This is a genomic window from Candidatus Methanoperedens nitratireducens (assembly GCF_000685155.1).
Classification (GTDB): domain Archaea; phylum Halobacteriota; class Methanosarcinia; order Methanosarcinales; family Methanoperedenaceae; genus Methanoperedens; species Methanoperedens nitratireducens.
In genome coordinates, this window is the sequence record NZ_JMIY01000002.1 from 485,780 (window position 1) to 512,579 (window position 26,800).

Annotated in this window: 25 protein-coding genes; 18 read left to right on the forward strand and 7 right to left on the reverse strand. The window is 43.5% G+C overall.

Annotation, left to right across the window (positions count from 1 at the left end; genetic code table 11):
- The first annotated feature begins 99 nt into the window (after positions 1-99).
- Positions 100-990, forward strand: a complete 891-nt coding sequence (locus ANME2D_RS06325) for an NOP5/NOP56 family protein (RefSeq protein ID WP_048089888.1) — start codon at positions 100-102, stop codon at positions 988-990.
- 13 nt (positions 991-1,003) lie between these two features.
- Here ANME2D_RS06325 and sppA read toward each other — a convergent pair whose 3' ends face one another.
- Entirely contained in the window at positions 1,004-1,909 is a 906-nt protein-coding gene (sppA, locus tag ANME2D_RS06330; protein WP_048089889.1) for a signal peptide peptidase SppA, read from the reverse strand.
- 39 nt (positions 1,910-1,948) lie between these two features.
- Positions 1,949-3,658 (reverse strand): ATP-binding cassette domain-containing protein, encoded by a 1,710-nt coding sequence (locus ANME2D_RS06335; protein WP_048089890.1) that lies wholly within the window; start codon positions 3,656-3,658, stop codon positions 1,949-1,951.
- A gap of 192 nt (positions 3,659-3,850) precedes the next feature.
- Between ANME2D_RS06335 and ANME2D_RS06340 the strand changes: the two genes are divergently transcribed.
- The 6 genes from ANME2D_RS06340 (at position 3,851) to ilvN (ending at position 11,094) form a co-directional block, all read left to right on the forward strand.
- On the forward strand, positions 3,851-4,876 hold the full coding sequence (locus tag ANME2D_RS06340) for a tetratricopeptide repeat protein (RefSeq protein WP_048089891.1): 1,026 nt from the start codon (positions 3,851-3,853) through the stop codon (positions 4,874-4,876).
- Positions 4,877-4,927: 51 nt separating this feature from the next.
- Entirely contained in the window at positions 4,928-6,220 is a 1,293-nt protein-coding gene (locus tag ANME2D_RS16775) for an outer membrane protein assembly factor BamB family protein (RefSeq protein ID WP_052368599.1), read from the forward strand.
- Between the two features lie 34 nt (positions 6,221-6,254).
- A complete protein-coding gene (locus ANME2D_RS06350) occupies positions 6,255-7,304 on the forward strand; it encodes a M42 family metallopeptidase (protein ID WP_048089892.1) in 1,050 nt (349 codons plus the stop codon).
- A 74-nt stretch (positions 7,305-7,378) separates the two neighbouring features.
- Positions 7,379-8,866: a (R)-citramalate synthase gene (locus tag ANME2D_RS06355; RefSeq protein ID WP_048089893.1), complete on the forward strand. Its 1,488-nt coding sequence runs from the start codon at positions 7,379-7,381 to the stop codon at positions 8,864-8,866.
- Positions 8,867-8,907: 41 nt separating this feature from the next.
- Positions 8,908-10,587, forward strand: a complete 1,680-nt coding sequence (locus ANME2D_RS06360; RefSeq protein ID WP_048089894.1) for an acetolactate synthase large subunit — start codon at positions 8,908-8,910, stop codon at positions 10,585-10,587.
- A 6-nt stretch (positions 10,588-10,593) separates the two neighbouring features.
- Positions 10,594-11,094: an acetolactate synthase small subunit gene (ilvN, locus tag ANME2D_RS06365; RefSeq protein WP_048089895.1), complete on the forward strand. Its 501-nt coding sequence runs from the start codon at positions 10,594-10,596 to the stop codon at positions 11,092-11,094.
- Positions 11,095-11,101: 7 nt separating this feature from the next.
- On the opposite strand, the gene ANME2D_RS06370 is transcribed toward ilvN, so the two are convergent.
- The 5 genes from ANME2D_RS06370 to mptA all read right to left on the reverse strand — a co-directional run bounded on the left by ANME2D_RS06370 (position 11,102) and on the right by mptA (position 16,891).
- Complete coding sequence (locus ANME2D_RS06370) at positions 11,102-12,730, reverse strand: hypothetical protein (RefSeq protein ID WP_048089896.1); 1,629 nt, start codon at positions 12,728-12,730, stop codon at positions 11,102-11,104.
- A gap of 101 nt (positions 12,731-12,831) precedes the next feature.
- Positions 12,832-14,610 carry a ribosome biogenesis/translation initiation ATPase RLI gene (locus tag ANME2D_RS06375; protein ID WP_048089897.1) on the reverse strand — a complete coding sequence of 593 codons (1,779 nt, stop codon included), beginning with the start codon at positions 14,608-14,610 and terminating at the stop codon, positions 12,832-12,834.
- A gap of 8 nt (positions 14,611-14,618) precedes the next feature.
- Entirely contained in the window at positions 14,619-14,990 is a 372-nt protein-coding gene (locus ANME2D_RS06380; RefSeq protein WP_052368600.1) for an EMC6-like membrane protein, read from the reverse strand.
- A 6-nt stretch (positions 14,991-14,996) separates the two neighbouring features.
- A complete protein-coding gene (gene argB / locus ANME2D_RS06385; RefSeq protein ID WP_048089899.1) occupies positions 14,997-15,881 on the reverse strand; it encodes an acetylglutamate kinase in 885 nt (294 codons plus the stop codon).
- A 59-nt stretch (positions 15,882-15,940) separates the two neighbouring features.
- Entirely contained in the window at positions 15,941-16,891 is a 951-nt protein-coding gene (mptA, locus tag ANME2D_RS06390; protein ID WP_048089900.1) for a GTP cyclohydrolase MptA, read from the reverse strand.
- A gap of 273 nt (positions 16,892-17,164) precedes the next feature.
- On the opposite strand from mptA, the gene ANME2D_RS06395 reads away from it, so the two are divergent.
- The 11 genes from ANME2D_RS06395 (at position 17,165) to ANME2D_RS06445 (ending at position 26,164) form a co-directional block, all read left to right on the forward strand.
- Entirely contained in the window at positions 17,165-17,728 is a 564-nt protein-coding gene (locus ANME2D_RS06395) for a DUF4367 domain-containing protein (RefSeq protein WP_048089901.1), read from the forward strand.
- A 26-nt stretch (positions 17,729-17,754) separates the two neighbouring features.
- Positions 17,755-17,985, forward strand: a complete 231-nt coding sequence (locus ANME2D_RS06400; RefSeq protein WP_048089902.1) for a transcriptional regulator — start codon at positions 17,755-17,757, stop codon at positions 17,983-17,985.
- Between the two features lie 69 nt (positions 17,986-18,054).
- Positions 18,055-19,305, forward strand: coding sequence for a TolB family protein (locus ANME2D_RS06405; protein WP_048089903.1), 1,251 nt, complete (start codon positions 18,055-18,057; stop codon positions 19,303-19,305).
- A 25-nt stretch (positions 19,306-19,330) separates the two neighbouring features.
- Positions 19,331-19,921, forward strand: coding sequence for a helix-turn-helix transcriptional regulator (locus ANME2D_RS06410; RefSeq protein ID WP_048089904.1), 591 nt, complete (start codon positions 19,331-19,333; stop codon positions 19,919-19,921).
- On the forward strand, positions 19,911-20,852 hold the full coding sequence (locus ANME2D_RS06415) for a hypothetical protein (protein ID WP_048089905.1): 942 nt from the start codon (positions 19,911-19,913) through the stop codon (positions 20,850-20,852). The genes ANME2D_RS06410 and ANME2D_RS06415 overlap by 11 nt, the downstream gene beginning before the upstream one ends.
- A 36-nt stretch (positions 20,853-20,888) precedes the next feature.
- Complete coding sequence (locus ANME2D_RS16780; RefSeq protein WP_052368601.1) at positions 20,889-21,827, forward strand: S-layer protein domain-containing protein; 939 nt, start codon at positions 20,889-20,891, stop codon at positions 21,825-21,827.
- Positions 21,824-22,300, forward strand: coding sequence for a PLD nuclease N-terminal domain-containing protein (locus ANME2D_RS16785; RefSeq protein WP_052368602.1), 477 nt, complete (start codon positions 21,824-21,826; stop codon positions 22,298-22,300). The genes ANME2D_RS16780 and ANME2D_RS16785 overlap by 4 nt, the downstream gene beginning before the upstream one ends.
- Positions 22,301-22,507: 207 nt before the next feature.
- Positions 22,508-23,251: a hypothetical protein gene (locus tag ANME2D_RS06430; RefSeq protein ID WP_048089906.1), complete on the forward strand. Its 744-nt coding sequence runs from the start codon at positions 22,508-22,510 to the stop codon at positions 23,249-23,251.
- Between the two features lie 59 nt (positions 23,252-23,310).
- On the forward strand, positions 23,311-23,850 hold the full coding sequence (locus tag ANME2D_RS06435) for a hypothetical protein (protein ID WP_157833991.1): 540 nt from the start codon (positions 23,311-23,313) through the stop codon (positions 23,848-23,850).
- A gap of 192 nt (positions 23,851-24,042) precedes the next feature.
- Positions 24,043-24,687 (forward strand): CehA/McbA family metallohydrolase, encoded by a 645-nt coding sequence (locus tag ANME2D_RS06440; protein WP_048089908.1) that lies wholly within the window; start codon positions 24,043-24,045, stop codon positions 24,685-24,687.
- Between the two features lie 70 nt (positions 24,688-24,757).
- The gene (locus tag ANME2D_RS06445) at positions 24,758-26,164 is read left to right on the forward strand and encodes a phytoene desaturase family protein (RefSeq protein ID WP_048089909.1); all 1,407 of its coding nucleotides are present in this window, start codon (positions 24,758-24,760) and stop codon (positions 26,162-26,164) included.
- The last annotated feature ends 636 nt before the right edge of the window (positions 26,165-26,800 follow it).

Consider the following 26,800-nt stretch of genomic DNA (forward strand, 5'->3'; position numbering starts at 1 on the left):
CCATATGATTTTTAAGGTTTCATATATATAAACAAAGGTGTGAGAAATGTGTGAAGATTGATTCAAAAATCTTTTTATCTATCAGGAAAAGATAAGTGCATGCATATAAGAACATGGTTTGGGATATTCACAGTTGCTGGAGATAGAATAAACGAGGTTGAACTGTTTCAAAAAGACCCCGATTCTATTATAGATCGCATTACCGGTGAACCACTGTTATTAAGGGGCAAGGTTGCAGGTGTTGATCTCCGCGACCTGGCAGTGGAATACGGCTTTGTATCATCACACGAAGAATACGATCTCTTGCTTCATGATATCAATATCAGGCTTGTTAAAAATAAGATAGCACAGGCCCTGACACAGGACAGGAAGATCATCGCGGCAGTCGAAGCCATTGACGATATCGACAGGACAGCCAATATCCTTGCTGAGAGATTGAGGGAATGGTACATGCTGTTTAATGGGACGGATATGCAGGGCAGCGAGCTTGCCAGGTTTATACTCAATAGCGATGAGCCAGATCTAAAAATCATGAAAAGCCTGGCCTCAAATCTTGTCGGCCTGTATGAAACACGCCTCTCTATCGAAGGGTATCTTAAAGAGAGCATGAACAGTATAGCGCCGAATCTTACAGGCATTGCAGGACATACGCTGGGTGCACGTCTTTTGAGTATTGCCGGAGGTCTTGAGAAGCTCGCTTCTATGCCCTCAAGTACTGTACAGGTGATAGGAGCAAACAATGCGCTTTTCAAGCACCTGAGGGGCAGGGCTACATCTCCAAAGCATGGCCTGATCTTCAGACATCCACTCATAAATACTGCCCCGAGAAGACTTCGTGGAAAGATCTCAAGGGCTGTTGCCTCGAAGATATCCCTGGCCGCACGTTATGATTATTACTCAGGTGAACTAAAAGAGGATCTTCTCAAAGAACTACAGGCTAAAGTATCGGATATCAAAAAGCGGCATAAAAGACAAAAATCACATATTTGAGTTACTGTATCAATCACTGCATCGAGAGCAGCCGTCCATAGGGGCTGTCATCGTAATAGCTTGTGAATCGGGACAGCTCGATCATTTCATCGCCGAACAGCAGCCGTGATAGCGATGGCTTATTAGCATAGGTAACCTCTGGTTTACCTTTTATCCCACCAAGCAGGGCAGCAGCTTCGATTGCATCATCAAGGCTCCCGAGATCATCTATAAGCCCCAGTTCCTTAGCTTTAGCACCTGTATAAATCCTGCCATCTGCAATATCCTTGACTTTGCTCAGGGAGAGGTTCCTGCCCTCTGCGACTTCCTCTACGAAGCGACCGTAAGCTTCTGAGACTATCTGATCTGCATATTTCTTTTCATCGTTTGTTAAGCCCCTCCAGTCTCCGCCCATATCCTTCAACTCACCGGATTTTGCTATATAGAATGAAGTCCCGTCATTCTCATAGAAGGCTGACCTGTTCTGGAATTCCCAGATCACCCCGATGCTGCCTGTAATGGTATCAGGGTTGGCGATTATCTTATCAGCAGGCACACTGATATAATATGCTGCACTGGCCGCAACATCACCCATGGAGATGACGATCGGTTTTTTGATTTTTTTCATAGCAGCCACGATCTCCTCAGCCGCTGCAGGAGAGCCCCCTGGACTGTTTATCCGCAGTACAATAGCTTTTACTCCCTCATCCTCAGATGCATCTTTTAATCTTTTTGTTATATCCTCGGATGTGGCGATTCCAAACCCTGTAGGGATGCTGCCTGTCAGCATCACTCCCTGCACATAGATCACTTCAACCCTGTTCTTAGATATACCAAAATCCCTGCCTCCGAGGATTATGTAAAGACTGCCGGTTATTATGATCAGCAGAATAGAAACTACTGTAAAGTAGATTAATATCTTTCTGAATAGTCCTGCCATTTTTATGAAAAATGTAATTATATTACCAAATAGTTATCCCTATTTATATTGGCTGCAACTAAGGTACCGCGCATTGCTTGCTCTTATGAACTCATTGCAGACCTCTTTTGGATCTCCATCAGAGACAATACTCCCTTTATCGATCAATATCGCTCTCTGTGCGACCTCTTTTATGAAATCTACATGGTGACTTACGAATATGATCGTTGTATTGAATACTTTATTGATATTCTTCAGTGAATTTGCAACATCCCTTAGCGTTATAGGGTCAAGATCACCAAAGGGCTCATCAAGCAGCAGGATTGAGGGTTTTGATGACAGTGCTAAAGCAAGAGCAGCTCTCACATTCTCACCGCCGCTCATCTGATATGGCTTGACATCAAGAATGCTCAGTGGCAGACCGACAGCTTCAAAGATAGGCTTTGCGTAGTTCATCACTTCTGTAAGCGGATGGCTTGGGAATAGTACGCTCAGTATAGCAGGTGTATAACCCATTCTTGCGAATATCTCCTTTGCGTTCTCCTCAGGCATATCAGTCATCCTGTACAGCTCATCAAGGTCCTTATCTGATATACCAAGTTCTTTAGCACGTTTCCTTGCTTCTTCTACAACCTGCTGCCCTTTTACACCCAGTCTGTACGCAAGCTGCTGTTTTATCGTGGAGTGGGGAGAGAGCGCGAACTCCTGGTACATGATGCTGGTAATCCTTCTAACCTCCATTCTCTTTGGTGAATATGTTGACATATCAATCCATTCATTGTCAACCAGGAATTCTATCTCACCATCATCAGGATAAACGAGTCCGTCCATGGCATGAAGTAGCGTTGTTTTCCCTGCTCCGCTTGGGCCTATGAGTGCAGTGATCTCACCCTGTTTGAATTCGAGATTAATGCTATCAAGATCAAGCACTTCTCCCTGTCTGATAAGCCAGTATCTCTTGGAGAGATTGTTTACCTTGATCACAGTTTTATCAGATCTGCGCTCTGGCATAGGAATAACAGGTTTCATTTTCTTCATGAATTTCTTTAATACTTCCTCAGGCTCTCCCTCTTCTATTATCCTGCCGCCTTCAAGCCACAGGACACGGTGGGCAAGATAGGAGTGAACCTCAGGAAGATGGGAAACTACAAGGGTCTTGAGCTTCAGTTTCTCGTTTACGTTCTTTATTGAATCAAGAACCTCCTGTTTTGTTGCAGGACACGTCATGGTTGCAGGCTCATCCAGAAGAAGAAGAGAGGGTTTTGCAGCAAGCTGTCTTGCGATCAACAATCTCTGTTTCTCTCCTCCGCTGAGCACTGCTGAGAAATGCTCTGCTTTTTTATCAAGGTTTACGATCTTCAAATACTCCATGCTTTTTTCATACAATTCATCATAATATGGTGAATCTTTCTCAGGCAGCATCTCGAATCCGCATTTTTCGACATAGAGCCTGCGAAGCACATTCTCATAAGTAGCGCCAGGCCATAACCCGAAGTTCCGCTGGAGATGAATGGCAGTCATTTTCTGGAGTTGCTTGATATCCTCGTGTGAAGCACCGGGTCTAACTGTAAGCCCATCAATCTCAAAACTACCATCAGTGAGCGGCTCAATACCACGTAAGACCTTAAGTATCGTGGATTTACCACCTCCGCTTCTACCTATAATACCGAGGATTTCACCCTCTTTTATATCAAAGCTTACTCCATCCAGGACTCTGATCGTATCAGAATCAATCACATAGTCTTTAACCAGATTATTTACTTTCAGCATTAAATGCCTCCAAAATATGCAGCAATTTACGATTATAGTAATGTAGTTTTCGTAATGTTTGAACGTCTATATATTCTTATTGTTTGGGACTCTACATTTAGTATGCAACTGTTAGAAAGATATATACTCTAAAAAATACTACAAAAATAGAATTATACTCTGGATTAATAGTCCTGAGACTGAGGTAGTTATATGAGATTAGGCGGATTTTTAAGGAAAACGGAAAAAAAGGACTCTATACAGGAGGCTGAGGATTATAAGCGCCTGGGTAAATATGATAAAGCACTTGAAGCGTATGGGAACATTCTGAACGCCGATCAGGGTAATCTTAAAGCCTGGTATGGTAAAGCATCTATCCACCTTATACTTGAGCAGTATCCTGCAGCACTTGAGGCCTATGAGAATTTTCTGAGACTTGATCCCATGAATACAAAAGCATGGCATGAGAGGGGTTTCGTACTTGTGAACCTTGGCAGACTGGATGAAGCACTGGAGGCATATGACAGAGTACTTGAATCTGAGCCTTATAATATTAAATTGCTATCTGAGAAAGCAATGATATTGAAGGAACTTAAAAAAGATTCTCTATTACTGGAGATATACGACAGGCTTCTTCAGCTTGATCCCATGAATACAAAGATCTGGTTTGAGAAGGGATCGATACTATTAGATATGGGCAAAGAAGCAGAGGCATTTCTGGCATATGAGAGGGTGCTTGAGCTTGATCCTGATAATATAGAAGCACTTGCCCGCAAAGGATTGATTACAGGGCTCAGAAGACAGTATGCCCAGGGTTTTGCTCTGCTTGATAAAGCACTCAAGAAAGATCCGGAGAACATGAGCGCATTGTATGGAATGGGAGCGATATGGAAGCTAAAAGGCGCAGACCTTGCAACTCTTGATATACGTCATGATTCTATAAAAGCATACGGCAATGCGCTTCATATCTATGAAAGAGCTATTGAGCTTGAGCCCAATGACCCAAAACTATGGCATGAGAGTGGTGCTATTCTCAAAGAACTTGACCGCATGAATGAAGCTATCAGGGCGTTTGATAGATCAATAGAGATCGATCCAGAGAATACGAAACCATGGTATGATAAAGGAGTGGCACTCAAGGTACTCGGAAGGGAGAACGAAGCCATGGCATGTTTTAGCAGGGTGCTTGAACTGGATCCATCGCATACACTTGCACGTCATAAATTAAAGCAATTATAAACAGTTAACTTCTTACGTCCAAATGCTATTATGGTACACAGGAGGATATATATGAGAGCTATTGTTTATGTGCTGTTAGCAATCATGCTCATTACACCAGCCTCTGCTTCAGACTGGAGCATGTTTAAAAAGGACCCATCACATTCGGGCTTTACTACAGATGCAGTAAACCCGCCACTTACACTGGAGTGGACCTCAAACCTGGGATATGATACAGATTCATCTCCTGTGGTGGTGGATGGGGTATTATACATAGGCTCGAATTACGGTATCCATGCGCTTGATGCAAGATCGGGAAAAGAGATATGGAGAAACCATACCAATGGTTTTGTAAAATCCGTTCCATCGGTTGTTAACGGGACGCTTTATATCGGGGCAGATGATAAACGGTTCTATGCCATTGATACAAAAGACGGTGCTATAAAATGGACCTATAAAAATTCTACAGATGGATATCTATCCTCTGCTGCCGTAGTTAATGGTCTTGCCTATGCAGGATCAAAAGACGGTTCTCTCTATGCCCTGAATATCCGAAATGGTGAGCCCTCATGGTCTGTACTCACAGGCAGGAACATTGCTTCTTCACCTGCTGTTATGGAGGGAACTGTCTATGCCGGGAATGATAGGGGTTCTGTCATTGCCTTTGATGCCACAAGTGGCAAGGAGAAATGGCGCTATGATACAGGTATAAGTGAGATTAAATCCTCCCCCTCTGTTGCAAACGGGACCGTGTATATTGGTTCAAACAATGGGAATATATATGCTCTGGATGCAGCCAGAGGTACTATGAGATGGACATATTCCACAGGAGCTAATGTCGAATCATCACCTTCTGTAAAGGATGGTATTGTCTTTGCTGGCTCAAAGGATTCCAATTTCCATGCTATAGATGCCAGAACAGGAGCCCTTAAATGGAAATTTCAAACTGCAGGATATGTCGATTCTTCGCCTGCGATCTCAGATGATATTGTTTATTTTGGCTCAAGAAACAATTTCATCTATGCCCTTGATGCGAATACAGGACGTCTTCTCTGGAGAAACACGACAGGAACAAAGGATAAGGACTACATAACATCACCTGCCATATCTGGAAATATGCTCTATGCAGCCACCCGCAGTGGAATTGTTTACGCTTATTCGTCCGGAACTCAGACAACACCAGCGGCTACCCAGAAAGTCGATAAAACAGGGATACCTGCTCCGACCACACCTGGTTCAACAACTGCTACGTCAGATGATACATCAACCGGGGCAAAGAGGATACCGGGATTTGAATACGCAGTGTTGATACTGCTGATAACAATCCTGATAAGAAGATCTGGTTCTAAACCTCCAATAGCTTAATTATTCTTTCTTACAATTAGAAGGAGTGAAACTTATGAGTGACTTAAGAGACCTTTTAGAGCGGTTATCGAATGCGCATGGTGTTTCTGGATATGAAGGCAATGTAAGGCAGATCATAGAGAACGAAGTAAGGCCATATGTTGATGAGATCAAGACCGATAAGATGGGAAATCTTATTGCCACAAGGCGCGGCGATTCGCCCACTGTGATGCTTGCAGCACATATGGACGAGATCGGTCTTATGGTAAAATACGTTGATGACAAGGGTTTTGTCCGTTTCACCAAGACCGGAGGATGGTTTGACCAGACGCTTCTTAACCAGAGGATGATACTGCATACAGAGCACGGCCCTGTGTACGGCGTAATAGGCTCAAAGCCTCCCCATGCCATGAAAGAGGAGGATAGGAAAAAGCCAGTCAATGCAGAAGATATGTTTATTGATGTGGGTGCAAAAAGCAAGGATGATGCGGAAAAGCTCGGAGTAAGGACAGGAACGCCGATTACCCCGGATATGGAGCTAAAACCGCTCGGGAATGATCGGGTCACGGGCAAGGCTTTCGATAACCGTGCAGGCTGTGCGATGCTCATAGGGGCGCTCGAGCAGATGAGAGATGTTAGAGCTACAATTCATGCCGTGTTCACAGTACAGGAAGAGGTGGGATTAAAAGGAGCCCGGATATCTGCTTTTGGATTAAGCCCTGATGTTGCGTTAGCTACCGATGTTACGATCACCGGCGACCATCCCGGCATTGAGAAAAAACACTCTGCCATAGAGATGGGTAAAGGGCCGTCCATTACTGTAAGCGATGCCGAGGGGCGTGGAATAATCGTACCTGAGCCTGTATTGAAGTGGTTAAAAGAGGCAGCAGGATCAAATAATATCCCCTACCAGCTTGAAGTAGGCACTGGCGGAACAACAGATGCTTCTGCAATACATCTGTCGCGTGAAGGTGTACCATCGGGTGTTATCAGTATGCCAACGCGATATATCCACACACCTGTATCTGTTCTCAGCATGAGCGACCTTGAGAAAAGTGCTGAGTTGATCGCCAGGGCGGTTGAGATTGTAGATAGGTTTTTCTAATAGGAAGCACACTTAGAGGCTCACCAAGGTGATATAAATGAATAGAAGGGATCGTTTTATTTAACGGAATAAAAATACTTGATACAACATTAAGAGATGGTGAACAGACACCCGGAGTCTCTCTCACAACAGAGAGCAAGTTATTGATTGCAAGGAAGATCGACAGCCTTGGTGTGGATATCCTGGAAGCGGGTTCTGCTATTACATCAGATGGTGAGCGCACAGCTATTAAGAAAATAGCCGGCGAAGGATTGAATGCAGAAATATGCAGCTACTGCCGTATCCGCAGGGAGGATATCGACAGTGCCATAAGCTGCGATGTGGACTCCATACATCTTGTCGTACCTGTCTCTGATCTTCATATCCAGCAAAAATTAAAAAAAGACCGCAAGTCTGTACTCGGTATGGCTGTTGAGATGACAGAGTATGCAAAATCGCATGGGTTGGTCGTGGAACTGAGCGGGGAAGATGCATCCCGCGCTGATCTTGATTATCTTAAATCCGTTTACAATGCCGGGATAGAGGCAGGTGCTGACAGGCTGTGCTTCTGTGATACGGTCGGAATTCTTACTCCAGAGAGGTCATACGATATATTCAGCGACTTATCACTGCTTGGTGCACCCATCAGTGTCCACTGCCACAATGATTTCGGCATGGCAACGTCCAATACTGTTGCAGCACTGCGGGCTGGAGCAGCGCAGGCGCATGTCACCATCAACGGCATTGGCGAGCGGGCGGGAAATACATCGCTTGAGGAAGTGGTCATGGCGCTTTTTTCATTATATAAGCATAAAACAAAAATCGATCTTAAGGGTCTGTACACAACATCCCGGCTTGTGAGCAGGCTATGCGGAATCCCTGTTGCTCCAAACAAGGCGATAGTGGGCGGAAATGCCTTCACCCACGAAGCAGGCATACATGTTCACGGGCTGCTTGCGAACACTGCCACGTATGAACCCATCACACCCGAACTTGTTGGACGTGAGCGCAGAATCGTGCTCGGAAAGCATGCGGGCAGAAGCTCTGTTGTTCTTGCACTGAGGGAACTGGGATTTTCTGCCAGTGAGGAGCAGATTGATGATATCGTTACAAGAATGAAAGAACTCGGCGATAAAGGAAAGCACGTTACAGATGCAGATCTTCAGACAATTACAGAGACCGTACTGGGGATATACCAGGAAGCCAAAGTCAGGCTTGAAGAACTCACAGTCGTTGCTGGGAATACCGTGATGCCTACAGCCTCGATCAGGTTGAAGGTAAACGGGAACCACGTAGTAGAGGCAGGTGTAGGGACAGGGCCTGTTGATGCAGCCATCAACGCATTAAAAAAAGCTGTATCAGGCGTTGCCGATATTCAATTAGATGAGTACCATGTGGATGCTATAACAGGCGGGACTGATGCTCTGGTTGAGGTCTGGGTAAAGCTCAGTAAAGGAGGCAAGACGATAACAGCCCGCGGAGCCCGTACAGATATCATAATGGCCTCTGTTGAGGCCGTACTTGAGGGCGTAAACAGGCTTATACAGCAGGAACAGAACAACCGCAAGAACAGAGATTCCTGAGAAATGTTTATTAAACATTAATTTGTGTTAAGGTGAATCAAATGACAAAACCAAAGATGACCGGAGCAAAAGCAGTCATAGAATCGCTTTACCAGGAGAATGTAGAAGTGATCTTCGGATATCCGGGAGGAACCGTACTTCCGTTATATGATGAAATATACGATGCTGATATCAGGCACATACTTGTAAGACATGAACAGGCTGCTGCACATGCTGCTGATGGTTATGCAAGAGCTACAGGCAAAGCGGGTGTATGCCTTGCCACCTCAGGGCCTGGAGCCACAAACCTTGTTACAGGTATTGCGACAGCTTATATGGATTCTGTGCCGATGGTAGCCCTAACCGGGCAGGTTCCACGCTCTCTTATAGGTAATGATGCGTTCCAGGAAGCGAACATTACAGGGATAACCCTGCCTATTACCAAGCATAACTACCTTGTCAATGATGCCAGGGATATTCCCATGACAATCAAGGAAGCCTTCTATATTGCCCGGACAGGGAGGCCAGGCCCGGTACTGATCGACCTGCCAAAGGATACACAGACCGAAATTATAGAATTTGAATATCCGCAGGAGGTAAAGCTGCGTGGATACAAACCAACATATACGGGAAATGAACAGCAGATCAAGCGGGCTGCATCCCTTATACTGAAGGCTGAGAAGCCTGTTATATATGCAGGCGGGGGCATTGTTATCTCAGGCGCCTGTGATGAGCTTTGCGCTCTGGCAGAGGGGATTATGGCACCTGTAACGACCACACTTATGGGTATGGATGCCTTCCCATCAGGCCACCCACTATCCATTGGAATGCTGGGCATGCACGGGACAAGGTATGCCAACTACGCGGTACAGGAATCTGATCTGATTATAGCTGCAGGTGTACGCTTTGATGACAGGGTAACAGGCAAGATATCCGCATTTGCACAGAATGCAAAGATAATCCATATAGATATTGATCCTGCTGAGATAGGAAAGAATGTCAGGGTGGATCTCCCGATAGTTGGAGACGCAAAGAACGTGTTGAAGGGTTTACTTAAATATATCAAGCAGGAACAGGTCAGAACAGATGCCTGGAACAAAAAGATAGAGACCTGGAAAAAGGAGTATCCTCTCTCCTACAGGAAGGATGATCTTCTCCGCCCCCAGTTTGTGGTTGAGCAGATAAGCGAAGTATGTCCTGATGCGGTTATAGTCACAGAGGTAGGGCAGAACCAGATGTGGGCAGCCCAGTTCTTCAATTATAGAAACCCGCGTACATTCATATCAAGCGGCGGCCTCGGTACGATGGGCTATGGATTCCCTGCTTCCATAGGGGTAAAGGTCGGAAAGCCTGAATCTACAGTTATAGACATAGCAGGCGACGGCTCGTTCCAGATGAACTCACAGGAACTTGCAACCGCTGTCCAGAACGATATACCTGTAATCGTGGCAATACTCAACAACGGTTTTCTGGGAATGGTGAGACAGTGGCAGGAATTATTCTTTAACAGGCGCTATTCACAGACATGCCTTGATGGTAGCGTGGATTTTGTCAAGCTTGCTGATGCCTACGGTGCTCTTGGGCTTCGGGCAACAAAGAAGGGCGAAGTCAGGGATGTTATTGATGAAGCAGTAAAATCAGAGCGGCCAGTGGTCATAGATTTTGTGGTTGAGCGTGAGGAGAACGTTTCACCCATGGTCCCGGCCGGCGCAGCTATCAATGAGATACTCGATCTGGAGTGAGAAGAGATGAAGCATACAGTAGCAGTACTTGTTGAAAACAGGCCAGGTGTCCTGACAAGGGTTGCAGGTCTGTTCTCAAGGCGCGGTTTCAATATAGAAAGCCTTGCAGTCGGCATTACTGAGAACCCGGATACCTCGCGCATGACCATCGTTGTGAACGGTGATGATCATGTGCTTGAACAGGTGATGAAACAGCTTAACAAACTGATCGATGTTATAAGAGTAAGTGACATATCACATGATGAAACCGTACACAGGGAACTTGCGCTCATAAAGGTCGGGGTGGACTCCTCTACCCGTGCTGAAGTGATGCAGATAGTGGATGTGTTCAGGGCAAAGATCGTGGACGTTGGCGTAAGATCAATCGTAGTTGAAGTTACAGGCGATGAGAGCAAGATAAATGCGATGGAGCAGCTCCTGCGGCAGTTCGGGATAAAAGAGATGGTAAGGACCGGCAAGATAGCAATGAACCGCGGGGCAAAGGTTGTTCAAAAGGATAAGCGATAATTAACGCTCACCTTCGCCTGCAGGCTGCTGCGAAAACCAGCACAATAATGGCGAGTGCAATATCGAAGCCAGGCGCTATAGGCGTAGGAGAAGGCTCCTGGGCATTTTCAGGATCTTGAATATCAGGTGGTGCAGCTGCTGCGACTCCCATCGGTGCTTTTTGTGCAGGTGGGGTCTTACTTGGGTCAATAACAGTTATGGTCGGTCTGTCTGAGCTCAATACAGATCGCGTGGTTCCCTTGTACTCAACATTGGTATAATTTAAGATCGCAGCAGGCAGGAGAGCTTCTCCCTCCCTGTTCATGCGGATAGTATAGTTGAACTCCTGCACCGAATCAGGATCAGACCAGCCGGTCAGTGAGATTGAGCCGTGCACAATGCTGACGCTGTCGGGCAGTGAATCTGTGACCTCGAACCGTGTGCCTATGTTCCCTATGTTGCTGATCTTCACTGTAACATTTACAGATTCGCTTATATTCGCGACGGATTTGCTCACTGTCTTGTTCAGGATGATCTTCGGACCGTTGACCACGACCGTTGTTGTTTTGGAGGATGCGTTATACTGTCTATTATTGACCGTGAACTGAGCAGTAGCAGCCGGTACTGTATAGCCGCTCAGGCTTGTTTCCAGAGGTTTAATTGAGTATGTTGTACTCCATTCCTGTCCTGGCTTGAGCACAGCGATATCCCACTGAAAAGGAGTACTTGATTTTAACTCAAAATCTTCATTTATGCTATCCGTGACATGGATATTATAGATATCATACATTCCGCCGTTCGCAACAGTGATAGTTACGGTTGAGGTGTCCTTGAGGTACATACGGTCTCTCACAGCCTTGCTTACAGTAAAATAATCTGGTTTCGGTGAGACTGGTATGGATTTTGAGCCTGTTGCTCTGTACTCGAGATCTTTGGCATCATACCCCTTTATATTTGCGCTTAAGTCATATGATCTTTGATCGATCAATTCAGGAACAAGCAATATGACCTCAAAGCTCTCACTCTTACCTTTATCTATCCTGTAATAATATTTGCGAAGCTGGCTTATATCCCCTCCCCTCAATTTTAATTCGCCTGTATTGAGGTTTAAATCAACATTTTTGGCAAATGCATCACCGTTATTTTTTACCTCAACCTTTGCAGTAATTACCTGGCTGCTGTAAGAGGTATATGTTGTTTTATCGGTTGTAACCTTGACTTCAAGTTTAGGCTTTCCCCTCAACTGTATAGATATGGTGGCCCATGGTTTATAATACTCATATACCCATTCTTTGGCATTCTTTGCCGTAAAACCAGTAGCTGATATTTTGATCTCATAATCAGAGTCTATATAAGGCTCACTCTGCAAGGTCAGGATTATCTCTTTGACAAGTGTTCCGTTTTTATAAATCTCAAGAAGAACCGAGGGATTAACATCTGTTTCAGGAACGATCTCTCCTTTGATATTCTTTACCCCTGGCACTGGAGAAGAGAACTGTATCGCTTTGATCATGTACTCCCCGTTGGTCAGAGTACCGCCTTTATACAGAGTTGCTGACACGGCAGGTGCCCATTCTATATCGTTTGGACTGAAATCTGATGCTGATACAGGATTTATCAACCAGAGGATTATAATCAAAACTGCAAAGCTTTTCATATGCTGATTATCATAATGAGCATTCAATATAAAGTTTACTATGTAGATAATAATTATGAGGTGTATTTCACAAATGGCAGGGGTACCGTGAGGAGGGGTTATTAATAACTCTTATCCATGGTGTAATAATACTCCCCTTCAGCTTTCTGGGCTCGATCCAGCCTGGAATCCAGTTTATTGACCCTCGGTCTTTTTGTCTCTTCATCCCGCCTGAAGGTAATCCCGACATTTTTAAGAAATCGATTCATACCCTCGCGCATATCGAACGGGCCATAGACCTCACCGTTGAGCATAGGCTGCCCTTCAAAAACAAGAAGCCTGTCACTTAACATATCTATCATATAGATATCATGATCTACAACCATGGCAGTCACCTTATTATTTTCAGCAAACCGCCTGATGACTTTTGTGGCAAGTACCCTCTGCTCCACATCAAGATGGGCAGATGGCTCATCCAGAAGATAGAGATCAGCTTGATGGGAAAGACACGCTGCTATTGCAACCCTCTGAAGCTCTCCACCGCTTAATTCGTTCACGCTCTGGTTAAGGAGCCTCTCCAGTTGAAGCGGTCTCAGGATCTCCGTCTGGTAATAGCTGGTATCAAACTGTTTGGTTATGGATCGAAGTAGATCTGCTACTGCAATAGTCTCATCTGCCTTAATATACTGGGGTTTGTAGGATACTTTGATGTTCATATCGATCTTTCCTGTCGTGGGTTCTATCTCTCCTGCCAGTATCTTGATAAACGTGGATTTTCCTATTCCGTTAGGACCTACAATCCCTGTAACCTCACCTTTCCTGATCTCGCCCCCTTCGGCTATGAGCTCGAATCCGTCCTCGTATTTTTTCGAGAACTGCCCATATTCAAGAAGGGAGAGTATATCCTTTGCTGGCTGGGGCGCATGTACCTCAAATTCGATCGCTTCTGTACGTATCCTTACATTCTCTTCCCTCAGGAAACCCTTCAAGTATTCATTTATTCCTACCCTGATCCCTTTTGGATGGGTTATCACACCGAAAGCCCCGGGTGTACCATAGGCGATATGAACAACATCAGCAAGCAGATCCAGTATAGCAAGGTCATGTTCAACAACCATCACGGCTTTTTTCTCTGCAAGCTCTCTTATGATATGTGCTGCTTTTATCCTCTGGTAGATATCAAGATAGGGGCTTATCTCGTCGATGAAATAGAAGTCCGCATCCCTTGCAATGCATGCGGCAAGGGCTACCCTCTGGAGTTCACCGCCGCTTAGCTCTTCTATTCTGCGATCTACAATACCTGTGATATCAAGCTTGGATAGCAGTTCCATGAGTACTCCCCGCTCATCTGTTTTGGATAAAAGATCCCAGACTTTCCCTTTAAATTTCCTGGGGATCATATCCACATACTGCGGCTTCTGTGATGTCTTTATCTTTCTCTTTGATACTCCCTCAAGGTAACCGTGTAGGGCTGAGCCTGCATAGTACTTGAGAATCTCATCCCACTCGATTTTTTCTTTTCCGAGGTTGGGTTTAAGCGTTCCTGAGAGTATGTTTACTGCGGTACTTTTTCCTATACCGTTCTGACCAAGGATACCTGTTACTTTTCCAGCCGTGGGGACAGGGAGCCCGTACAGAACAAACCCGTTTATGCCATAGCGGTGCGTGGGCTCTTCAAGCTTCTCAGGAAGGCCGATGATCGTAATCGCATCAAAAGGGCAGCGTTTAATGCATATACCGCATCCAACGCATAGTTCTTCTGAGATAATGGGCTTGCCATCTTCACCTATTATAATTGTCTCATCACCCGTGCGTACCCTTGGACAGAACTTGATACATTGATAATCGCATAGCCTGGGCTGGCATCTATCACGGTCTAAAATAGCAAGTCTTTTTTTCATAGGCCCCCTTAATTTAATAGAAGAACCCAGAAAACCAGCAGGAATATAACAGTTAAAAACTCCACATACAGCCAGTCCTTCGTCTCAAATTCCTTTACCCTGACACCAAGTGGAGGGTATGCAAATCTCTGGATATAATATGAGCCGAACACTACTAATATAACGACCAAAAACCAGGATATTTCAGTTGCAGCACCAAATCTCAGGAAAAACAATAACGCAAAGGCTGCACCAATGAACGAAGGGAAAACAGTTTTTTTGATTCCTTCAATTAAAGTTCGCTTTCGCTCATCAGGCGTTATGGGTTTAACGACAGGCTCTTCTTTCTTCTCTACTTCTTCTTTCTTCTTCTCTCCCTTTACAGGTTTTACTTTGCTCACAATAATTCACTCTTTTCTATATATCATTGTTCCAATACCCTCGTCCGTAAACAGTTCAAGCAGCAGGGAATGAGGCATGCTCCCATCGATTATATGGACCTGTCCGACTCCAATTTTGACCGCAGCTGCGCTTGATACTACCTTTGGTATCATTCCACCGCTTATGGTGTTGCTCTTTATGAGTGTTTCGATCTCATCAAGCGCAAATCTGGAGATACGGGATTTTGGATCTCCGGGGTCTTTCAGGATACCAGGGACATCTGTCAGGGATATTAATTTTTTTGCTCTCAATGAAGCTGCTATATCTCCTGCAACAGTATCGGCGTTCACGTTCAGATCATTACCTCTCTCATCGGTTGCTATAGGTGATATGACAGGGATGTATCCACTATCTGTAAGAATCATCAATAATTCCGGGTTAATAACCTCTATTTCTCCTACCCAGCCAAGGTCGATCTCTCTCTCGACCCCTTCGATCGTTATACGCTGCGGGGCGAGCTTCCTGGCCACAATAAGCCAGCCGTCACTTCCTGAGAGGCCAACACCCTTCCCTCCGTGCTTATTTACAAGGGAAACTATCTTGGTATTGACGTTGCCTACCAGTACCATTCGTGCAATCTCAAGGGTCTCGTTATCCGTGACCCGAAGGCCAGCAACGAACTCAGGCTTCTTTCCCATGCGCTCCATCTTTTCTGTGATCTCAGGACCGCCGCCGTGTACGATCACAGGACGGATGCCCACGAATCTCAATAACACGATGTCCTGCACTATCTGATCCATTATTACAGGATCGATAATTGCATGGCCACCCATCTTGATTACCATAATGGAATTGTAGAACTTACGGATATACGGGAGAGCCTCGATGAGGATATTCTCGCGCTTTAACATTTGGGGCTAAGATGGGGTTTGCTGATATTAAAACTTATTATTGCAGTTTTAAATGCAGCTTAATAGTATCTATTAATCTCATGTCTTAATTCCCCTAACGTGGATTTACGCTCTGCGAATGCATTATGGCGGTGGATACTTTCCTCATTGATCTGTTTGATTGTTATAATAGAATCATCAGGTAATTCATGGAACTCCTTCACAATTTTTTGTGCCATGGTACGCACGCAGTCTTCCACGAATTTAGGGTTATTATGTGCCAGCTCTACAACCGCTGCCTCATCTGATCTCTTTAACAACTCAAACATCTGAGAGCTCATCGAGTTTTCAATGATATTAATGATCTTATCAATAGAAACAGAGTTGTTGTCATGAACCTCGATTGAGATAATTCCCCGCCCCCTCTGGTTGTGCGTGGGCATGGGTACACGGTTTAAGAATTTCCTGACAACTTCTTTCTCAACGCCAAGGGCCTTTAATTCCTTTTTTGCTATATCCCGCATGATCTCCTGGGCGCAGGGACATGCTGTAATCCCGAGGACTTCAGCTCCAACTAGCTTTCTCACCGCCAGTTCTTCCTCCCTGATTGCCTTTGCCTCAGCAAAGATATTCACAACCTCCTGGCATTTTACTTTTGTCTTTGGGGTCTCTCTTTTGATGATATACTCACTCCTCATCCTGACCTCTGCGTGCAGGGCATATTCATGCCTGTCGATGAGTCTTCTTGAGATCTCTCCGCATAGATCCTCTATCTCGTAAACAGGTGATCGGATCGTTTCTTCAAGCACCTCATCTATTGCCTCAAAATTCCTTGAGAGATTAGCGCCTTTGCGGTCAGACGGCAGATCAACAAAGATATCAAATGTTGATACAAGCACGATAGGACGTTTATCCTTTCTTGCTACTTCAACAAGTTTCTTTACATCTGTTACCCCGACTCTTGTTAGTGTAAGGGGAATATCTGGCTGGTTTGCCTGGATATCAGGCAGGTGTACGACAGGAAGCTCCATTTAGTTATATTCTCCAGAATATTTGTTCCTGTAAATCCTTACAGGTTTAAATGATGCTCATTAAGCCTTTTTATTATTAAACTATTGCTATTTGCTCAGTTTAGATGCCTGTCACAGATAATACTTAAAGTGTACGGTAATATCGATATTCAGAGACGCTGGTTTCAGTTTTGTGAAACCGTTTCACCTGTTGTATCGCATAAAATGTATCAGTTGTTTCACCTGTTAGCTAAATCAGGCGCAAAATATGCACTGTAATATAGAGGTGATAAAATGAAGAAATCTATACTAATCGGAGTATCCATCGTAACGGTACTGGGGATACTCCTTGCAGCAGTTGCATTAGGCTTTGCTGAAACTAATACAAAGTTCAATGCATTCACTGGTGCTGAAGATAGTAGGCAGGTTACGAAGAAGGCTATAGCTGAGGCACAGGCAAATGTTTCATTCACGATTCTTGAGCCAGATTATCTTCCATCTGGCTACAAGTTCGAGAGCGCAAGAGGGACAAAGTTCGTAGGTGTCCTGAGTGACATTGACATGGCATCATTCTCCTATAAAAATGGAGATGAGCAGTTAACCATTAAAGAGATAATAGTTGTGAAAACAAAGGATAACATAACACAACCATCTACTTTACCCAGAGATACCAGAGAGATCGTAGATATAAATGGAATTGAAGGCCGCTACTCTGAGGAAAACGGTATTAAGTTCCTGGGCTGGAAGATCGGAAACCTGAGTTTGAGCATTACGAGCTGGAAGAATGAAGGGCAGACCCAGGCCACCAGTTCTCTTGGTAAAGAGGAGATGATAAAGATGGCAGGGTCTGTCAAATGACCTTGCGGTATTTTTGAGGTGTCGGTATGAGATGGATTTTTGATGGTAATGTTCTAGAAAATGAGTTCCGTGCTGCTATCTACAGATATATAAAAGAAAACCCGGGTGCATATCCTATGAAAATTATGCGTGAAACTAACTTAGGCAGAGGCTCGGTGCTATACCATCTTGACATACTGCTTTATGCAGGTAAGGTGGCCTGCTTAAAAGAAGGCAGGATAAAAAAGTACCATGCAGCACAGAAGGCGGTTGTATGAGCACCCGAAAAATAAGCGCTTTATTCATGCTGATTGATAGAGGCGGCATAAGGCTGACGAGGCAAAATTATGAGGGGAAATCTTGAAAATATTTTCGTGATAGTGCAGATGAAAATTACAATAGCAATAATGATTGCAATTCTGTTATTCCTTCCGGTTGGCGGAGCAGCCACAAACGATACAGGAGTCGAAGAAGTAATTTCTATTACAGATATTGTGAAACCGCATGCTATCAATGATGCTAAAGAAGTTTCCCTGAAACCAGGCTATTTTAATATCGAGCCTGTCCGCTGGAGTCCGGACGGCGAAAGGCTTCTCATGCTCTCCCGCACTTCCTGGAGTCAATATGAAGAAGTATCTGGAATTTATGTGATGAATGCAGATGGAACAGGGCTAAGGAAAATCGTTTCGTCCAGATTCATAAATTCAAAAGGTGCGTGGATTGTATCTCCTACATGGATTCAGGGTGGAGATAAAATAGCCTTTCTGTTAAACCGACCTAATGCATCTCTTGTAGTGGTCGTTAATCCTGATGGAACAGGGCTGAGAGCTGTTGGAACCAATCTCTCAGATATGGAATCGATTTTAACGTTTTTACCCGATGCAGGATTCTGGCAGGGTTTGTATATAGGAGACCTAAATGAATTTACTGCGGTAACTGCGGATGGGATGAATTTAGAAAATATTTTAAAAGAGGATAGAAAGACAAATGCTGAAAAAATGGCTTCTGTGGAACGTCCTAAATACAGCTTATATACCATGAACCCCGATGGTACCGGAAAGACATTGCTTGCGTTAACAGGATGGGGAGAGTTTTTTCAGCGACCAGTATATGAATGGAATCCTTCAGGTGATAAAATTGCTTTTTCGGCTATTATAGACCCTGCAACAGGGAAACAGATGGATTTCGACACTTTATTGGCAAAAAGTGATTCTTTTGCAAGAAGTGATTCTTCTGCAGCTCATATCTTTTTAAGTAATCCAGACGGTACGGAGCTTGTACAGCTTACTGCTAAAGAACCATACAATGTAATCACAGGGGACTGGAGTCCTGATGGCAGCAGATTGATTGTTGCTTCCTCTCATGATATAGAAATGAGAACGAAGAATGTATCGATAATAAAACTAAATGGATATGATGAAGTACTGTCGGTTTATGCCCCCTTATTTGTTGAACAGGATGAGGAATCAGAACAAATAGCTGATATAGCAATACCTGTGCCGACAGCAGCAGATACACCTGAGGCACAGGGGTTTGATGCTATCCTTACAACAGGAATTCTATCTACAATCTATTTATTTAAAAGGAGGTACAACTGAGAGCTTATGCTGAGGTGCTAAATTGATGATTTCAAGGAAAACGGGAACAATGGTACTGGCGGGCGCTGTGCTTGTAATATCAAGCGTAATCGTCACAAGCATGCTGCTTGCTACAAAGCCATCGATTATCCAGATAAGCGATGGTTCTTTCAAAATCCTTGAGCTTCCGTACACCTACACAAAGAACGATGCATACGTTCTGGTCATCGGCTCGGCAATTGGCGGCATGATGCTCTCGTATATTCTCACAATGTTATTTGCGGCAGGAAAAAGCGAGGTTAAGAGTATGATAATGGAAGAAAAACCAGCGGAAAGCTCTGTCCACGGCACTGATATAGCTGCTGTTACTGAGCATGTTAATGACAGCACGAAATTAATTGAGGCAGTCATAACCGCACTGGAAGGCGATGAGAAGAAACTGATTAAAGAAATCGCTGACCATGGCAGCGAAATGCTTCAGAATGAACTGGTACTTTCTCTGAATTTCTCAAAGGCAAAGGTCTCAAGAATGCTGACTGATCTTGAGAAACGAGGGTTAGTGGTTAAAAAGCAGTATGGATTGACCAATAAGGTCGCTCTTGCTGACAAATTGCGAGGTGAGACGAATGAGAAATAAGATGGTTGCAGTAGCAATAATGGCAATAGTTTTGCTATCTGTAGGAGTGTTATTCTGGTATTTTACCCCTTCAGACGTCAAAATTGTAAGTCTGGAGGCACCTGAAGAACTCAGATTAGGACAGTTGAGTTCTCTAAAGATCAATCTGCAAAATAATGCTTCAGAAGATGTAAATGTTACCATAAATGTGAAAAATGCATTTGTGGATGAAAAAGGAGAAAGTCTAAAAGGATTCACGATTCTGGCATACGCAAATTTAAGCTATAATGAATCGAATGCATTCGATAGTCCTCAGAAAGAAGTTCTACTAAAACCTGGAAGCAATTTCATAGTTGTTAGCATAGGATATCAAGTACCAGGTGCACAAAAAGTTGAGGTTGAGGTCTATCAGCGAGGAAAACTTGCAGATTCCAGAACAATAGAAATCAATATTCCTAAGCCAGAGATCGAAGTATTTCTTTATAACTATCAGGGCATCAATGGAACCAGTGAAATACACGCTGTTTATGGTTATTTACAACTCAGAGGAAAAGGCTATGCACCGGGTGTTGAAGTCAATATATCAGTTATAAATGAGTTAACAAATACTACAGTTTCGACAGTTACAAGGAGATACTCTTTACGCAGCGAAATAGATGAATCTGAACCCCTTGTAACCTGGGAGTTCCGCAATAGCACCTATGACCCTGTGACAGGGGCAAGAACAACTTATGATACCAAAACATATGCGCCTATCGTAGTCATAGAACTTGCAAAGGATGAGCCATCGGCTGAGAAATATATACTGTCTCCTATTGTTATAAAAGGCAGGATAGGAGATAAATATAAAGTGGTTGCGACCGCAACGTGGGTGGATCAGGTGGTGAGTTCAGAAATGAGGATACCTTCACCATCTGCGATTTCTGGACGGGTGTATCCATATGGAGGATAAATATAAATATAAAATGGAGGAATTTGAATATCTAATATGGTTAAAAAAGCTGCAATATATGTTTTGATCGGGATCTTTGCACTCAGTTTATTCTCAGATGTAGTTTCTGCAAGCTGGTCAGCGGAAGCGGGAGAACTATCGTATCAGGTAAATCATTCCGACAGGATTATCATAGGCACTGTAAAGGAGGTACGCCCGGGTTACGATTACACTGATGTGGTTATTGATGTGGATGAATGGTTAAAAGGTTCCTTGCCCGATAATGAAATAACTATCAGGACTGAGCAGGGTACAAATGTTTTTACTGCAGGCGCTGCAAACTTCAGCGTGGGCGAGAGGGCCCTTTTGATGCTCAGTGATGAAAACATTGAAAAAGGGAGGTTCAGGATGCTAAATATGCAACTTGGAAAGCATCCAGTTTCAGATAGAGATGAAGTTATTATTGTAATAGACAAACTCCTTTCACCTGTGGCCACCACGCCTAAAATAAAAACACAAATCTGGAGTTCTGAAGAAAAGATGCTTGTGGTAGGTGGTACCTGGGAAAAAGACGGCTGGAGTCTCTCTGTTAAGGCTGTAGATAAATCGGCAGCGCCAGGATTTATCCTGATTTCACTTTCCTATCAGGGTAAACAGCTTGAGGATGCAAGGATTGAAACAGGTAAATCCTACACATACAGGGGCAAGAATCCGGATGGCTCCGAAGTACCGCTTTTAACAATTAAAGAGGGCAGAATATTTGTTGGTGCAAGTGAAGATGCTATCCTGCTGGAAATCAACTGGTCTATACCCGAAAGTGAAGTTCAGATACTTGAAGTGCCTGAAGAACCGGATCAAATGGAAACTGAGACACCAGTAGCTCCTGCTCCAACAGCGCAGGCACGCAGAGAAGCGCCCGGGTTTGAAATGATATCAGGGATTCTGGGAGCTCTGGCTGTGTGGTGGAGATTAAGCACAGGGAGGAATGAAAAGTGATAGGCATAAGTGAGATATTCTTGATTCTCTTTGTTCCTGTATTTGTTTTTGTAATAGTTTTCTGGTTCTGGATGCTGATAGATTGCCTGAAGAGACCGGATGATAAGTTCAAAATCGGCGGAAATTATGCCAAGATCATCTGGATTCTGGTGATAATCTTTGCAGGGTTTATAGGTTCACTGATCTATTATTTCCTCATTAAAAGAACAGATTCTCCTCAAGATAGGCTTATTGGCATTGCTTTAATTGCCTCGGTGGTTATCGTCATAATTTTGATGGCCAGTAATTTTGTGGTAACTACAAAAACTACCGTTTCTATTGAGCCATACCCTTCAGGTAAATTACCACAATACATCACAACTGAAACTCCAACAGCGATCGAGACCGTATCGCCTGCTCCAGCTATCACGACAATTCAACCTGATGCTGGAACTACCGGAACAAATGGTAAAACAAAACGGCACGAGCAATAGCGCCAATTTTATTATGTCACGGTAAAGTGACTGTAATATCAGGATACGTATGCCAGTAAAGAGGAGTGGTATAGCTACGAATGGGTTCGTAGTTTAAGAAAATTTTTTATAAGTATTATGTGTATATGATTGTCACAGAGAATATTTGTAGAGCTGCCCTGAAAGAACTACAGGTAGAGATTAAAGAAGTAAGGAGGAAATAAAATTATGATGAAAATGGAACAAATCAATAAATATATTTACTCAATTATCCTTGTGTTAGTTCTGGTACTGCCGGGGGCATTTACAGTTGTGAATGCTCAAGAGCAGGACAATGGTGAAAAACCTGCACTGGATGATAATGATCCACTATTGTATGATGCACAAATATATGCATCAAATAATAATGTTAGTACTGAGGAAGCTCTCTGCCGATTCCAACTTCAAAACATTCCAATGCCCGAAGAAGAACTGAGAACGAAGGAAGTAGAGACATTTGCTGGACTTTGGATTGAGCACAATCCGGAATTCCGCGTTGTTGTGCAGTTTACTCGTGACGGTGAGAAGACAATCAAACCGTACTTGAAACAGTATCCAGAGTTCGCCGACATTGTTGAGGTGCGCAACACTGCAAAAGTATCCTTAGCTGACCTCCAAAGAGACCAAAATAATGTTACCTATTCTACCAATGCTTTAGGTATACGTGTACAGTCAGACATCAATGTATACAATAACAATGTTGAGTTGTATATTACTAAAGCTGATAGGAGCCGGTTTGATGATGCTTTACAAAGAAGGGAGATACGATTACCTGATACAGTTAGAGTGATTACAGTTGAAGCTGAGCAGATGGGAATCGATATGCCTTTTCTTACGCCAACGGCACAGGTAAGTCCAGAGGCGCCTGGATTCGATGTTATACTATCCGTAATCAGTTTACTGGTTGTAACGATGCGGAGAAGAAAAAAATGAACCGGAAAGTCAAATTTTCAATCTTAGCAATTATAATTTTAATTGTAATAAGTATATATTTGATATCCCAAGAAAAAATAGAGCCGCCGCCAGCAATCCTTAAGATAGACGGAAAAGAGCAGATTTCAGGAATAGGCAGCTATTGCTGGAAGGGAACATGGAATGCTCTCTGTGTTGACATGATAGGCATCCCGACAGTGCAGGAACCACTGATTGCAAGTTCACCCTTTACAGCACATCTACGTTTGCCTCTTCAGGAGCCCCCTTCTGAGTTGCAGTTCAATATCATTCAGGTTACAGAGCAAGACGAACTTAATTTGAGTGCGCGTGACTGGCGCTGGTGGAACATTTGGGAGTTGCAAGGAAAGCGCTTAACTCCACCTCTTGAACGTGAATCAGATATAGAGCTATCGCTTGAACCAGGGCTTTACGTTCTGAATATTGAGGCATGGTTAGAGAAAGGTTCTGTAAGCTATGGCTTCCTGGTTGAAGTGCAATCTAACGGCACTAGCGCGCTTCCTGCTACATCTGTATCTCCAGTTAATCAAAATGGCACAAGCAATAGCGTTAATTTTACTATATCGCGTGGGTTACAGTAGAGTGACTGCAGGTACATATTCTTTACCTGTGCCTGCCTAAAAGTTCGCAAATGATAGTAACAGCATAAACTCTTATCCATGGAGTAAGGATAGAAAGTCCAGAAACACCATACTTATCCATTCACCTCTTAGCTTTCTCACTCCTGTAGTACCGGGGTTAACTTATTTATCATCTTAGAAAAATATCAATATATGCGCTTTGATCTGCACATACATTCGAATCATTCAAACGACAGCAGCCTGGCTATCGATGATATCCTAAAGCAGGCTGTAAAGAAAGGCCTTGATGGTATAACCATATGTGATCATAACACCGTTGAGGGAAGCCTTCTTGGCATCAGACGCTCCCGGGAATTGAACCTGCCTTTACTTGTGCTTCCTGGCATGGAGATAACAACGACAGAAGGACATCTTATCGTACTTGGTGTACGGGAAAATATTCCATCGAAACTCTCATTTCTTGAGACCATCAGGCTCACCAGGCAAAGAGGTGGCGTGGCCATAGCTGCACATCCTTTTAAGAGGGTGGGCGCTGGCTATGATGCAAAGTATGCAGATGCCATTGAGACATTTAATTCCAGATGTATATTCGGAGAGAATACAAAAGCAAAAAAGATGGCACAGGAATCTGGAAAACCCGAAGTAGGTGGGAGTGATTCCCATATACTATCAACAATTGGTCTTGGTTTCACGAATATAGACGCAGAATCTAACGAGGAATCTGTACTATCCGCTATCCGGGAGGGAAGAACAAGATCCTCAGGACAGATTATCCCCCTATCTGCTATTTTCACTCAGGTTGTACGTGGATTATTTCGCAGGATCTACAGAATTTGAAGGTCTCAGGGATTTGAAGGAAATCTAACAGCAAGATTTTTCATAAGAATGAGATAATATTAGAGACATTATGGTAGATTATGATGTAATTGTTATAGGAGGAGGCATCAGCGGCCTGATGTCTGCCCTGACTCTTTCCAAACACGGAAAGAAGATTCTCGTACTTGAAAAAAACAGTGTGGTTGGAGGCAATTGTAATAGTTACGATGTGGATGGCTTCCAGGTGGATACAGGCGTACATGCTATAACCCATCTGCGCGAAGGTCCACTCAGGCGGCTAATGGATGAATATTTCATATACTCACCTGTATTTTTGGAGTTTGGGCATTATTATGCGCGTACAGAGAAGGGCCTTACTAAGCTGCCCTCTAATATTAAAGAGTTTGTTACTTTTGATGTCCTGCCCAGAAAGGACAGGTTCATGCTCTCACAGGTATTGACAAAAGCTCTGACACAGATGACATTCGGAATGCTGGAAGGCAATCAGTCTGTATATGATTACCTGCCAAACGGATTATCCAAAGACACCCATGATTTTGTGGATGCAATTGCTTATTCCCTATCTGGAAAATCCATGAAATATACATCTGTCAACCGTGTATTATACGGAAGCAGCTTTATCAGGGATAGCGTTTCAGAGGATATTTTTCATAATGAACAGCATACAAATACATCATACACTTCTGTAATAACAGATACACTATCGAAATACCAGTTAAAAAGCCATTTCTCTGCTATAAGCAGACTTGCCACCAATAGAATAGCCTACGCGCAGGCATATCCGCGTGGTGGCCTGAAATCTCTTTTAAATGCGGTTCTATATTCAATGCCTAAAACCGTGCAGATTAAAACTGGTTCAAGGGTAAAGGAAATTATATTCAGGGATGAAAGGGTAGCAGGGGTTGCTATAGATAAAGAGGTGTTCACAGCCAATACTGTTGTATATTCAGGTTTTGTAAAAGATCTTCCAGATCTTGTTTCTTTGCCTTCTGATTATATAGAGAATATTTCCCATATCGATCAGACGCTTAGCCTTACCATATGGCTTGGCCTGAGTGAAAAAATAAAAGAATTTGACTATATAGGGTCTGAGATCTGGTTCAAGGATGGCGCATACTGGGCAATGCCTATTAGCAATTATGATTCAAGTATTGCGCCAAGGGATAAGCAATTAATAGGGTTCACGTTTGTTATCGATGATAAAAAGAGTTTAGAGGGAGAAAAGAAGCGGGCACTTGATCTAATCTACAGGGCTATTCCCGGAATTGAGAGCAGGACTGAAATGATCCATTACCAGGTTACAATACCTGAGAAAGCCGCTGTCACTATCAATGGATTTATTGCAGGGCCGCGCTCACCGCTTTCGAATCTTTACCTTGCAGGGACTGATACTGATAACCGCAGTATGGGGGTAACAAGAGCAGCATATTCAGTGCTTGAACTTTTGAAGGCTATGAGGGAGGATAAAAAACTCTGATTATAGCACCAAAAATTTACCGGGTCTATATACGGGGAAAGGTATATCTACTATGGATCACATAAACATCACCTTTGTGGTAACAGGGATGTTATGTACCAATGCATAGCAATCTATAGTTATGAAAATCAGGTATAATCTGGTTATCACATTAAAAATTAATGAGTTCGTGTATAAATTTATACACGAGGGAAAGGTATATCTACTATAATTTACATATAAAGGGTTCCCTGCGCGGTAGCAGGGACGTTGTGTATAAAAACACAATCGTATATGTAATGCTGTGAGATGAACTCGTGTATATTTATCATACACGAGGGAAAAGCATATATAGGATAGATTACATATAAAGAGTTCCCTGTGTGGTAACAGGGTGTTGTTAGAATACAGCAGTTGTTTATCACTATTAATTCATGGTTTAATTTGGCGTCGGCTCAGATTATAGGGCAAACCTAAATGTGAAGGGCTGTTTTCCGACCATGATACATTAAATGGAGACAAGAACAGATGTTCTCGTCTGACGTTGGCGTGACAGTTCGGTTAATTCCAATCGATAGATGGGAATTAACAAGGAACTATTAAACCTTAATAGTTCCTCCTAAAATTCCGATAGTTTATAAAACTTCAAAACAGGTG